This is a genomic window from Nocardia rosealba, assembly GCF_020216065.1.
GTDB classification, from domain to species: Bacteria; Actinomycetota; Actinomycetes; order Mycobacteriales; family Mycobacteriaceae; genus Nocardia; species Nocardia rosealba.
Window position 1 is genome coordinate 148,864 of the sequence record NZ_JAIWNA010000001.1, and the last position, 12,219, is coordinate 161,082.

Sequence of the window (12,219 nt, forward strand, 5' to 3'; positions counted from 1 at the left end):
CGCGTCGGCACCGAGGCTGTCGCGTCGGCCATGTCGGCACCGGTGCGGCTATGACCTGGGCGCCGGTTCGGCGGGCCTGATCCAGTAGAACAGCGCCAGCGCGCCCGCGGCGCCGATCGTGATGGCCAGCGCCGTGAAGCCGGGGGTCCGGTCGTCGGCGTTCACCCCGCCCGCTGGCCAGTTGCGCAGGCGGGTGGGGATGGCCCACAGGATCGACGGCAGATACAGCGCGCCCAGGGCCAGTACCGCGCTCGGCAGATAACTCACCCGCACCGAGGCGAAGCCGTACCCGGCGACGGCGGCGAGCAACCCGGTGCCGATCACCCAGGTGACAGTCCAGCCGAAATCGTCGGTGAACAGGGAGAAGATCGCGATCGCGGCCGCACCGAGCAGCACCGGCCACGGCGACGGCCGCGCCAGCCCGGCCAGCACGGTGATCACGACTACCGCGATCACCACCAGCAGGTTCCAGCCGAGGCTCGGTGCGTCACCGAGCGAGTCGGCCACGGCGGCCAGGCTGACCGCGAGCAGCACGGCGGCGCCGTCACGATCGGGGAGCAGCAGGGCGGTGACGAAGGCGGCGGCGACGGTGAGGACCACCGCGAGTCCCACCTGTGCGGTGCTGGCGCGGCGTCCGTCGAATTCGCCCGAGAGCCATTCGGTGGTGAGCAGCAGGGTCAGCGCGAGCAGGGTGGTCGCGATGATCGGGGAGATCGGCAGGTCGGCTGCCAGCCGGGGCGGGGCACCCAGAATGACGCCGTGCTGGTGCCGTGCGGTGTTCACCGCGAGCAGGACAAGGGCGCACAGCACCAGCCACGTCGGGCTGTGCGCGGACTTGTCGGCCTGGGTCGAATTCGAGGTGAAGATGGCGACCACCTCGCCGTAGACGAACACCAGGATCGTCCCGACCGCGAACCCGACCGCGGGCCAGCGCATCCGCAACGAGCAGATCCCGAGCGCGCCGTAGGCCGCGCCGCCGCAGATGCTGTCGATGTAGTTCTGGGTGGTCAGCACATCGGCCGAGGTCATCAGGGTGCCGATGTAGTAGTTCACGGCCAGTGCCGCCGTCGCGCAGGTGGCGGCGAGCCAGACCAGCCCGGGCCGGGTGAGCGGACGAACCAGTACCGCGACGACCACCGCGACGATGAGCCCGAGCGCGGCGGCTCGGGGGACGCTGTTGACCAGGCTGGTGACCCGGTACGGCGAATCGAGCGACGAGGCCGCGGTGGTGCGGAACGTGAACGGCAGGAACAGCGCCATGCCCGCGACCGCGGCACCCGCGAACGCTGTCACCGCATCCAGACCATCACCGATCCTGGGCACGGTTCCGACGATACCGGCGAAACCCGCACCACCTGGGAAATCAGCCCCCGGGGCGGTTCATCCCCGGTTGCGCGCGTACTCCCGCAACGATTCGACCTGCGCGGGGTCGAGCGAGGGACGGACGGTGCGGCGGGCGGTCGCCACGTCCTCGGCGGTGACATCGGCGGCTGCCATATCGCGGCGCAGTGCCGTGAGGGCGGCTTCGCGCAGCAGGGCGGCGCAGTCGGCGGCGGAGTAGCCGTCGAGGTCGTCGGCGAGGGCGGCCAGGTCGACGTCGTCGGCCAGCGGCACCGAGCGACCGGCGGTGCGCAGGATGTCGAGCCGCGCGGCCGCGTCGGGCGGCGGAACGAACACCAACCGTTCCAGCCTGCCCGGACGCAGCAGGGCGGGGTCGATGAGTTCGGGCCGGTTGGTCGCCCCGAGCACCACCACGTCGCGCAACGGCTCCACCCCGTCGAGTTCGGTGAGCAGGGCGGCGACCACCCGGTCCGACACTCCCGAGTCGCTGCTCTGTCCCCGGCGTGGGGCGAGCGCGTCGACCTCGTCGAGGAAGATCAGCGACGGCGCCGAATCGCGGGCCCGCTGGAACAGTTCGCGCACCGCGCGCTCCGATGAACCGACCCACTTGTCCATCAGCTCAGCGCCTTTCACCGCGTGCACACTGAGCTGTCCGGTCCCGGCCAGGGCCCGGACCAGGAAGGTCTTGCCGCAACCGGGCGGTCCGTAGAGCAGCACGCCACGCGGCGGCTCGATACCGAGCCGGGCGAACGAGTCGGGGTGGCGCAGCGGCCACAGCACCGCCTCGGTGAGCGCCTGTTTGGTTTCCACCATGTCGCCCACGTCGTCGAGATCGAGGGAGCCGATGGCCAATTCCTCGGTGCCGGAACGCGACAGCGGCCGGATGACGTCGAGCGCGCCGATGAGGTCGTCCTGGGTGAGTTCGGGCTCGGCCTGTTCCCGGCTGGCCCGACCGGCCGCGCGCACCGCCGCCTCCCGGCACACCGCGGCGAGATCGGCGACGACGAAACCCGGTGTGCGCGAAGCGATCACGTCGAGATCGAGCTTGCCCGACGGCACCTTGCGCAGCAGCTGTTCCAGCAGCGCGCGTCGCACGAGTGCGGTCGGCAGCGGCAGCGCCAGTTCGCGGTCGCACAGATCCGGTGCCCGCAATCGCGAATCCACCTGTGCCGGATGCGCGGTGGTGGCCAGCAACGCGACGCGTGGCTCGCGGACGGCGGCCCGTAACTGGTCGAGGATGAGGGTGGCGACCGGGTCCGCCTCCAGCGGCAGCAACGCATCGATATCGGTGACGATCAGCACCCCGCCCTGGCCGGTGGCGATATCGGCGACCGCCTCGGCGACCTCACGCAACCGCGCCCCGCTCTCGCTCGCCCCGACACTCGGCCCGTCGAGTACGACGACGCGGCGCGGCGCGGCGACCGCTTCGGCGAGGGTCGCCTTGCCCACGCCTGCGGGACCGGTGATGAGCACGCCGAGATGTGCCGGTGCGCCGAGGACTTTCAGCAGTTCCGGCTCATCGAGCGCCAGACTCAGCCATTCGGCGAGCTTGGCGGCCTGGCTCTGCACGCCGGCCAGATCCTCCACCGGCACGGGCGCGCTGCCCGCGCTCACCGTCGGCACTTCGAGCGAGGTGGCGAGCGGGCCACCGTCGCGCTCCACCGCGTGCTGCACCGCCGCCGCGCCACTACCCCAGCCGACCGCCGAATTCGGTTGCACACTCACCGGACCCGGCCGTGGATCGATCGCGGTGACCGTGAGCAGCTCGGTGGTCCAGGCGATCCCGAATGTGCGCGCCAGCGCCTGAGTTGTCGCCGCGGAGCTGATGTCGGGGCCGAGGTCGCGCGGCAGCAGCGACACCGTGTCGCCGACGGTGACCACCTTGCCGAGCAGGGCCTGGCGCAGCGTCACGGCGGGAATGCTCGCCATCGCCTGCGCCGAACCGCTGAGCGAGATCTGCTTGGCGCCGAACACCGTCACCGGGGCGACGGTCACCGCCGCGTTCTCCCGCAGACCCACATTCGACAGGGTCACATCGTCGAGCAGGGCGACGCCGGGCGGACTGCCCGCGGGCGCCTTGGCGACCACCGCTGCCGTGCGCCGTGCGCCGATCAGCGCGATACCGTCCCATTCCCGCAGGCCGAGCGCCGTGAGCGTCTCCGGATGCAGACGAACCACCCCGCGACGGGCATCGGCGGCCGAGGGATTGAGACGAGCGGTCAGCGAAAGTTCAGCCACCGTGCCATTCTGCCCGCTGCCCGCACCCGGTGCTGTGGACGATCAGCGATCGATTGGCTCATCCCAAGGTCGGAGTCTGTACGCTGCACCCGACGCGCCGGACGTGCCGGCGCCGCGATCCACCGGGGAAACCAGCAGATGAACCGAATCTCTTCCGTCGTCGCGACTGCCGGGGCACTCACCCTGATCCTGGCAGGCTGCGGTTCCACCGACGAAGCCACCGACGCCTCCGGCCTGCGCAAGGGCACGCCCGCGAGCACCACCGCACCGGCCACGACCACGTCCAAGGCGGCCGCGAGCGGTTCGCAGGTCACCTGCTCGGAATTCAAGTCACTCGACAACGACGCGCAGACGCGGGTCATCGAGCAGATCCTGGCCGACAACCCCGGCGGTCCGTTCGAGGGCAGCCCGAACGTGGCGCTCGGCACCGCCAAACTGGTGTGCCTGGCACCGGGCAATGCCGATAAGACGGTGGCCGAGGCCGCCGGGATGACGCCCTGACCTCAGTGGATCAGTGACTGCCAGTTCTCCGGCACCCGGCCAGCCGGGCCGGGAGCGGGTTGCTCGGCGGGATGACTGGTCGGCGCCGCGAGTTCGGGTCCGCCCTCGTACATCTCGTTGGTCGCGAAGTTCCAGAACCAGTCCTCGCCGGGCTCGTAACTCTGCATGAACGGATGACCGGTGCTGCCGTAGTGCCGGGTGGCGTGCTGGCTGGGGGAGCTGTCACAGCAACCGATGTGCCCGCACTGCGCGCACCGGCGCAGATGCACCCACCAGCCACCGGCCTCGGTGCACTCGGCACACCCCGGCCCACTGGGCGGCACCGTTGGATCGATTCCTTCTGGCATTCGCTGACCTCCGTTTCCAGGCGGCTGGCGCCGCGGGGGTTCTCGGCGTGCTTGGAACCCTACGACCCGGCGGGTACCTGCTGTGCGGGTTGCAACGGCAGGCGCACGGTGAACCGCGTGTCGCCGGGAACGGAATCGACGCGGATATCACCGTCGTGTTTGTTCACCACGATGCGGAACGAGATGTCCAGGCCGAGACCGGTGCCCTCACCGACCGGTTTGGTTGTGAAGAACGGTTCGAAGATGCGGTTGCGCGACTCCTCGGGAATCCCGGGACCCGTGTCACCGATTTCGACTGCCACACAATCGTTCTCGCGGTAGGTGCGCACGGTGAGGGTGCCCTCGCCGCCCATCGCGTAGACCGCGTTGTCGATCAGATTCGTCCACACCTGATTGAGTTCGGCGGCGAAGCACGGCACCGGCGGCAGGGCGCGGTCGTAGTCCTTGACCACCCGCACACCGTCACCGAGCTTGCGGTTGAGCATCACCAGGGTGGAATCGAGCAGCTCGTGCAGGTCGACGACCTGGTACGGCGCCCGGTCCATCTGCGAGTACTGCTTGGCCGCGCCGACGAGCGTGGAGATGCGGCCGGTGGAGTCGACGATCTCGTTCAGCAGCAACTCGGTCTCGATGGTGTAGTTCAGCCAGCGCACCGCGCCCTCGAACACGTCGGCATGGCAGGCCTGCAGGGTCGCCTTCACCCCTTCGAGCCAGTCGACGTCGAGACCGGCCTGCACGAAGGTGGGCGCCAGGTTCCAGCCGTCGGCGATGCCCTCGTCGGTGAACCAGTCGGCGAGGGCGTCCTCGCGGTCGGCCGCCTCCAGCGGGGACAGATCCGGCGCCTTGGCCACCTGTTCGGCGGCCTGTTCCTGCAGCTCTACCAGGTGCACGAGGGCCTCGGTGGGGAACTTGCCCTCGGCCATCATCTTGAGCTTGTGCCGCATCCCGGCCACCCGCTCACGCAACCCGGCGGTGGCGCGCACAGCAGCGGCGGCGGGATTGTTGAGCTCGTGGGTGAGCCCCGCCGACAGCGAACCGAGCGCCACGAGCCGCTCGCGCTCGGCGATGCGCTGATTCGACCGCCGCCCACCGAAGAACGCGCCCTCGAGCAGGTGCACCGCCATCGGGAACCACGCGTGCATCATCCGGGAGAAGTCGGCCGCGTCGAGCACCAGGAACCGGGAGCGGCGCAGCACATACATCGACCCGTTGTAGTTCGGCTCGGCCTTGTCGCCCAGGTACGCCGTCCACGCGCCCGCGTACACACCGCGCTGGTCGGTGCGGTTGGTTTCCACCTCCACCCCGCCCGAGAGCTTGGTGAGCTTCACCTCGCCGTCGATGAGCACGTAGAAGCAGGTCGCTGGTTGGCCCTCGAGGAACACCGGCCCCGGGTCGACGTATTCGATGCGACCGGCCGCGCACAGCTCGGAAAGCTGTGTTTCATCCAGCTTTTCGAACAGGAACAGGGTTCGCAGTTCTTCGGGATCACAGACCGACATCACGCCTCCTACGACAGGTACCGGTGCACGAACATCACGGCCATGGCGCCTTCGCCGACCGCCGAGGCGACCCGCTTGGCCGACTCGGCGTGCACGTCACCGGCCACGAACACTCCGGGAACGCTGGTTTCCAGGTGGTGCGGTGGGCGCGGCAGCTCCCAGCCTGCCGGGCGCGCGCCGTCGACGAGCAGGTCGGGGCCTGCCAGCACGTAACCGGCGTCGTCGCGAGCGACGACACCGTCGAGCCAGCCGGTCTGCGGTGCGGCGCCGATGAAGAGGAACAACCGTTGTGCGTCGACCTTGTCCTCGGTGCCGTTGCGGTTGTCGCGCAGGATGATCCGTTCCAGGTGCTGGTCGCCGTCGGCGCCGGTCACCTCGGTTTCGGTGTGCACGGTGATGTTCGGGATCTGGGCGATCTGCTGAATCAGGTAGTGCGACATCGACTTCTCCAGCGAGTCGCCACGCACCACCAGGTGCACCCCGCGCGCGTGCCGCGACAGGAACACCGCGGCCTGTCCGGCGGAGTTCGCGCCACCGACGATGTACACCTCCTGCTCGGCGCATTCGGTGGCCTCGGTCATCGCCGAGCCGTAATACACGCCGCGCCCGGTGAATTCGTCGACACCCGGCGCCGGATGACGTCGATAGTCCACGCCGGTGGCGATGAGAACCGTGTGCGCGCACAGTGAGCCACCATCGGCGAAGCGCACGGTGCGCGCCGAGCCGTTCACCTCCAGACCGACGACCTCACGGGTGGTGACGACCTCGGCACCGAACTTGGCGGCCTGCCTGCGTGCGCGGTCGGCCAGTTGTGCGCCCGAAAGCCCGTCGGGGAAGCCGAGATAGTTCTCGATGCGCGAACTCTGCCCGGCCTGCCCGCCGGTCGCGGTGCGCTCCACCAGCACGGTACGCAAGCCCTCCGAGGCGCCGTAGACGGCGGCGCCGAGCCCGGCCGGACCACCGCCGACGACGATCAGGTCGTAGAACTCGTCACTGGCTTGCACGCTGAGACCGCAACTTTCGGCCAGTTCGCTGTCGGTCGGCTGGATCAGTGCCTCGCCGGCCTGGGTGATGACCACCGGACACGACTGCGGGTCGGCGCCGGCCGCCTCGAGCAGCCGGGCGCCCTCGGGTTCGTCACGTGGGTACCAGCGATACGGCAACTGGTTGCGCGCCAAGAACTCTCGCACCTGTGAGGATCGCGGCGACCAGCGGTCACCGACCACCTTGGTCTCGTAGACGGGTCGCTGTTCGGCGCTGCGCCAGGCGTCGAGAAGTCCGTCGATCACCGGATACAGCTTCTCCTCCGGCGGATCCCACGGCTTGAGCAGATAGTGGTCGAGATCGACGACGTTGATCGCGTTGATCGCCGCGTCGGTGTCGGCGTAGGCGGTGAGCAATACGCGGCGCGCGTACGGGTGCAGGTCCATCGCCTGCTCGAGGAATTCGATGCCGTCCATCCCCGGCATGCGGTAATCGGCGATCAGCACGGCCACCGGCTGACCGCGCAGCTTCATCTCACGCAGTGCCTCGAGGGCCTGCGGACCCGATTCGGCGCGCAGAATGCGGTAGTCGGCGCCGAAGCGGCGGCGCAGGTCGCGCACCACCGCCCGCGAAACGCCGGGATCGTCGTCGACGCTCAGAATGGCCGGTTTGGTCATGGCGGGATTGCTCACCCCGCAAGTATCTCCTGCGAGAGCTGGTGAGTCTTTTCCCGGAGGGGCCCGAAGGGCCCCGACTCGAGCGCGTCAGCGCTCCATGTCACAGCTGGCGCTGCAGTACCAAGTCGAGCTCGCTGGGGGTGAGCAGGCGTTCGAGGCGTTCGTCGCGTTTGCGGCGGGTGAAGGCGCTGCGCAGGGCGAAGCTGTCGTCCGGCTCGATGGTGGGGAGCAGCGGAACCTCGTTGATGTGCCTGCGTGGCAGGAGTGAGCGCAGTTTCACGGCCGATCACCTCGGGGTCGACGACGGGTATGCCGGGCGGCTGAGCCTCTTCGGTCAGCTACTTCGATTAGCGAAGAGTTTGCCAGCATGTCCGAGTTGGTGCAAGCGGGACGGTGTGGACACGGCCGAAAGCCCGGTCGGTGACCTGCTTCGGTGCAGGTCACCGCCGTCGTTGTGAGATTTGCCGAGTCAGGACTTCCAGGCGGGCATGGTGACCACCTGTGCGGCATAGGACAACCCGGCGCCGAAGGCGATGAGCAGGGCCGTGTCGCCCGGCTTCGATTCGCCCTTGCGCAGTAACGCCTCCATGGCCAGCGGGATCGAGGCTGCCGAGGTGTTGCCCGCCTCCTCGATGTCGTTGGCCAGCGCGCAGCTCTCCGGCAGCTTCAGCACCCGGGCCATGATCTCGATGATGCGGCCGTTGGCCTGGTGCGGGATCATCGCGTCGAGGTCGTCGGTGGTCAGGCCCGCGCGATCGATCGCCTCCCGGCACACCTTCTCCAGCGAGTGCGCCGCCCAGCGGAACACCGCCGTGCCCTCCATCGTGAGATAGGGCCGCACCGCCTCGACACCCTTCTCCTCGATCTCGGCGAAGAACTCCATCCAGTCCTTGCTCTGGCGGATGGCGTGGTGCTGGGTGCCGTCCGAACCCCACACGGTCGGGCCGATGCCCTGCTCCGGCGCGGGCCCGACGATCACCGCGCCCGCGCCGTCGGCGAACAGGAAGGCGGTGGAACGATCGGTGAAATCGATGGTGTCGGTGAGCTTTTCGACGCCGATCACCAGCACGTGCTGTGAGGTGCCCGCGCGCACGAGGTCCGAGGCCATACCGATGGCGTGACAGAAGCCGGCACAGCCCGCGGAGATGTCGAACGCGGCGGCGCCGGTCATGTCGAGGTCGGTGGCGATGCGCGGGCCGATGGCCGGGGTGAGCAGCAGGTGGGTGGACGTCGCGACGATGACGCAGTCGACCTGATCGGCGGCGACACCCGCGGCGGCCATCGCGTCACGCGCGGCGGCAACGCTCATGGACTGCACGGTCTCGGAGTCCGAGGCGAAGCGGCGGGTCTTGATGCCGGATCGGGTCTGGATCCACTCGTCGCTCGAGTTGATCGGGCCCGCGACCTCGTCGTTGGTGACCACCCGGGCGGGGCGGTACACGCCCAGCCCGAGGATCGCGGTGTGCTCCGCGCCAGTCGTCTGGGCGATTCGAGCAGCCATGCGTATCTCCTCTGTACCTGGCAACCTGCGGGTTGCACCGCTGGGTGTACCTGAAGCATCGAAATCGGTCCCTCATCGCCCGTGACCCCTGCGTGGACAGCATGTGAACGCGCAGACATGAGGCCTCCTCATATTAGCGCGAAAATCTGTCCGAAGAGTGTCGATTGTCACAAGAGCCGCGGGGTATAACTGTGAGACGAGGCGATAGCTAGCCGACCCTTCGAGGGAACGAGGTACACAATGCTCGGACTCGGGATCATTGGTTGGATCATCATCGGCGGACTCGCCGGATGGATAGCCAGCAAGTTCATGAAGACCGACGCCCAGCAGGGGATCCTGCTCAACATCGTCGTCGGTGTCGTCGGTGGCCTGCTCGGCGGCTTCGTCCTGAAGCTGTTCGGCGTCGACGTCGAGGGCGCGGGCTGGATCTTCAGCTTCATCACCTGTCTGGCCGGTGCCTGCCTGCTGTTGTTCCTGGTCGGGCTTTTCACCGGGCGCAGATCAGTGCACTGACGGCCACTGCGGGCGACGGGCTTCCCGTAAGGTGTGATCGCTGTTGTCATCACACGAAAGAGGGAGCCCGTGGCACGCCGCCCCACCCCGCCCGGCACGCCCGAGACCACCGGCGTCGGCCATGTCGTCGACCTGGTCCGGGCCGCTGTACCTCCGCTGCACCCCGCAGGCCTGCCGTTCGTGGCGGCGCCGCTGGCGGTGGCGGTCGTCGGCGGACGCAACAAGTGGGTTCGGCGGGTCGGTCTAGCCGCCGCGGCGGCCTGCGCAGCCTTCTTCCGGCACCCGCACCGGGTGCCGCCCAACCGCGCGGGCATCGTCGTCGCACCCGCCGACGGTGAGATCGCGCTCGTCGACACGGCCGTGCCGCCCGCCGAACTCGGCCTCGGTGAGCAGCCGTTGCCGCGAGTCAGCATCTTCCTGTCCGTGCTCGACGTGCACGTGCAGCGCGTGCCCGTGTCCGGCACGGTGCGCGAGGTGCTGCATCAGCCGGGCAAATTCCTCTCCGCCGACCTGGCCGAGGCCTCCGACGCCAACGAGCGCAACAGCATGCTCATCGAGACGGCCGAGGGCAAGCAGGTCGTTGTCGTGCAGATCGCCGGGTTGCTCGCGCGCCGCATCGTCTGCGACGCCCGCGTCGGCGATCAGCTCACCATCGGTGACACCTACGGACTCATCCGGTTCGGTTCCCGCGTGGACACCTACTTCCCGGCGGGCACCGAACTGCTGGTGACCCCCGGTCAGCGCACGATCGGAGCCGAAACCGTGCTGGCTGTGCTGGGATGATCGAACAGGCGCATTCGGCTCGCCGCCGTCGGCCGCGTTCGGTCCGGTTGCTGCCGAGCATCGTCACCATCCTCGCGCTGTGCTCGGGGTTGTCGGCGGTGAAGTTCGGGCTCGACGGTGAACTCGGCATCGCGCTGGCCATGGTCGGTGCCGCCGCCGTGCTCGACACCCTCGACGGCCGCTTGGCGCGCATGCTCGACGCCACCTCCAAGATGGGCGCCGAACTCGACTCGCTCTCCGACGCCATCTCCTTCGGCGTCGCGCCCGCGCTCGTCCTCTACGTCACGCTTCTCGACGGGTACAGCGCGGGCTGGATCATCGCCCTGATGTACGCGGTGAGCCTGGTGCTTCGCCTGGCCAGGTTCAACACCCTGCTCGACGACGATTCCCGCCCGAACTGGGCGCGTGAGTACTTCACCGGTGTGCCCGCGCCCGCGGGCGCCCTGATCGCGCTGGTGCCGATCGCGCTGAAGGTGCAGTTCGGCGACGGCTGGTGGGACAGCTTCACCTTCGTCGCCGTGTGGACCACCTTCGCCGCGCTGCTGTGCGTGAGCACCATCCCGACGCTCGCCATGAAGTCGGTGTCGGTGGCACCGCAGGCCGCCGCCGGTCTGCTGGTGCTCGTCGCGGTCGCGGCCGCGCTGCTGGTGACCTACCCGATCGTGCTGCTGCTGATCCTGGTCGCGCTGTACCTCGGTCACATCCCGTTCGCCTGGCGCTCGGCGCGCTGGGTGGCGGCGCGCCCGGAGACCTGGCAGCACAAACCCGCCGAGCGGCGCGCCCAGCGGCGCGCGCAGCGGCGGATGCCGCAGATCCGTCGCCCGGCGATTCGCGGGTCGGCGCGGTTGCGGTTACGTCGGCCGCGCGACGACTAGCTGCCCGGCGAGACGCCGCCCACATCCTGCTGATCGCCGGTCCGGGCGGGCGGTACCGTAGCGCCACTACGGCAAGGGAGTGCGGGTGGAATCGGACGGGATCACGGAGTTCTCTCAGCACAGGTCCAGGTTGTTCGCGCTGGCGTATCGCATGTTCGGTGCGGCGAGCGAGGCCGAGGACGTCGTGCAGGAGGCCTACCTGCGCTGGGCCGCCGCCGACCGGACCGCCATCGACAATCCCGAAGCCTGGCTGACGACGGTCACCGTGAACCTGTGCCGCACCGAGCTGGCGTCGGCGCGTGCCCGGCGCGAAACCTACGTCGGCCCGTGGTTGCCCGAGCCGGTGCCCTCCGGGGAATTCGGTCCGCTGGAAACCGTCGAGGAACGCGAATCGGTTTCGCTGGCGCTGCTCACCGCGATGGAACGGCTCAACCCGGTGGAGCGGGCGGTGTTCGTGCTGCGCGAGGCGTTCGGCTACCCGCATGCCGAGATCGCGGCCATGCTCGACCTCACCGAGGCCAACTCGCAGCAGATCCTGCACCGGGCCAGCACCCGGGTGCGCGGCGGGAAGCGGCGCTACCCGGTGCCGAGCGAGCAGGTGCGTGCCCTGTTCGAGCGATTCATGTCCGCCGCCGCCACCGGTGATGTCGCCGGTTTGCGCGCCATGCTGGCTGCCGACGTGGTGAGCACGGCCGACGGCGGCGGCAAGGTGACCGCCGCCCGCCGCCCGGTGACCGGCCCCGACCAGGTGTCGCGCTACCTCGTCGGACTCACCAAGTTCCTCACCCCGGCAACAACATTCGCCTTCGACGAGGTGAACGGCGCGCTCGCGCTGGTCGTGCGGGCCGACGGTGTGCAGGCCAGTTCCGTGCTGTTCTTCGAAGTCGACGAGGCCGGTCTGGTCGACGAGGTCCTCATTGTGGTGAACCCGGACAAACTGGACCGATTCGCGGCGTGAGC

At 69.2% G+C, this 12,219-nt stretch carries 12 protein-coding genes; 5 read left to right on the forward strand and 7 right to left on the reverse strand.

Annotated features, from left to right (window positions below; genetic code table 11):
- Window positions 1-48: 48 nt before the first annotated feature.
- Both LDL21_RS00655 and LDL21_RS00660 read right to left on the reverse strand, forming a co-directional pair.
- Window positions 49-1,323 (reverse strand): hypothetical protein, encoded by a 1,275-nt coding sequence (locus tag LDL21_RS00655; protein WP_225278378.1) that lies wholly within the window; start codon window positions 1,321-1,323, stop codon window positions 49-51.
- Window positions 1,324-1,380: 57 nt separating this feature from the next.
- On the reverse strand, window positions 1,381-3,579 hold the full coding sequence (locus tag LDL21_RS00660; RefSeq protein WP_225278379.1) for an AAA family ATPase: 2,199 nt from the start codon (window positions 3,577-3,579) through the stop codon (window positions 1,381-1,383).
- A gap of 138 nt (window positions 3,580-3,717) precedes the next feature.
- On the opposite strand from LDL21_RS00660, the gene LDL21_RS00665 reads away from it, so the two are divergent.
- Window positions 3,718-4,080 carry a hypothetical protein gene (locus LDL21_RS00665; protein ID WP_225278380.1) on the forward strand — a complete coding sequence of 121 codons (363 nt, stop codon included), beginning with the start codon at window positions 3,718-3,720 and terminating at the stop codon, window positions 4,078-4,080.
- A gap of 2 nt (window positions 4,081-4,082) precedes the next feature.
- On the opposite strand, the gene LDL21_RS00670 is transcribed toward LDL21_RS00665, so the two are convergent.
- From LDL21_RS00670 to LDL21_RS00690, 5 genes are all read right to left on the reverse strand, one after another.
- Complete coding sequence (locus tag LDL21_RS00670) at window positions 4,083-4,427, reverse strand: UBP-type zinc finger domain-containing protein (RefSeq protein WP_225278381.1); 345 nt, start codon at window positions 4,425-4,427, stop codon at window positions 4,083-4,085.
- Between the two features lie 59 nt (window positions 4,428-4,486).
- Window positions 4,487-5,926 (reverse strand): ATP-binding protein, encoded by a 1,440-nt coding sequence (locus LDL21_RS00675; RefSeq protein ID WP_225278382.1) that lies wholly within the window; start codon window positions 5,924-5,926, stop codon window positions 4,487-4,489.
- An 8-nt stretch (window positions 5,927-5,934) separates the two neighbouring features.
- Window positions 5,935-7,602, reverse strand: coding sequence for an NAD(P)/FAD-dependent oxidoreductase (locus LDL21_RS00680; protein WP_225278383.1), 1,668 nt, complete (start codon window positions 7,600-7,602; stop codon window positions 5,935-5,937).
- An 85-nt stretch (window positions 7,603-7,687) separates the two neighbouring features.
- On the reverse strand, window positions 7,688-7,867 hold the full coding sequence (locus LDL21_RS00685; protein ID WP_067642018.1) for a hypothetical protein: 180 nt from the start codon (window positions 7,865-7,867) through the stop codon (window positions 7,688-7,690).
- Between the two features lie 189 nt (window positions 7,868-8,056).
- Complete coding sequence (locus LDL21_RS00690; RefSeq protein ID WP_225278384.1) at window positions 8,057-9,088, reverse strand: beta-ketoacyl-ACP synthase III; 1,032 nt, start codon at window positions 9,086-9,088, stop codon at window positions 8,057-8,059.
- Window positions 9,089-9,328: 240 nt separating this feature from the next.
- On the opposite strand from LDL21_RS00690, the gene LDL21_RS00695 reads away from it, so the two are divergent.
- From LDL21_RS00695 to LDL21_RS00710, 4 genes are all read left to right on the forward strand, one after another.
- The gene (locus tag LDL21_RS00695) at window positions 9,329-9,601 is read left to right on the forward strand and encodes a GlsB/YeaQ/YmgE family stress response membrane protein (RefSeq protein WP_225278385.1); all 273 of its coding nucleotides are present in this window, start codon (window positions 9,329-9,331) and stop codon (window positions 9,599-9,601) included.
- Between the two features lie 69 nt (window positions 9,602-9,670).
- Entirely contained in the window at window positions 9,671-10,384 is a 714-nt protein-coding gene (locus LDL21_RS00700) for a phosphatidylserine decarboxylase (RefSeq protein WP_225278386.1), read from the forward strand.
- The gene (locus LDL21_RS00705) at window positions 10,381-11,259 is read left to right on the forward strand and encodes a CDP-alcohol phosphatidyltransferase family protein (RefSeq protein WP_225278387.1); all 879 of its coding nucleotides are present in this window, start codon (window positions 10,381-10,383) and stop codon (window positions 11,257-11,259) included. Before LDL21_RS00700 ends, LDL21_RS00705 begins: the two co-directional genes overlap by 4 nt.
- 85 nt (window positions 11,260-11,344) lie before the next feature.
- Window positions 11,345-12,217 carry an RNA polymerase sigma-70 factor gene (locus LDL21_RS00710; RefSeq protein ID WP_225278388.1) on the forward strand — a complete coding sequence of 291 codons (873 nt, stop codon included), beginning with the start codon at window positions 11,345-11,347 and terminating at the stop codon, window positions 12,215-12,217.
- Window positions 12,218-12,219: the final 2 nt, after the last annotated feature.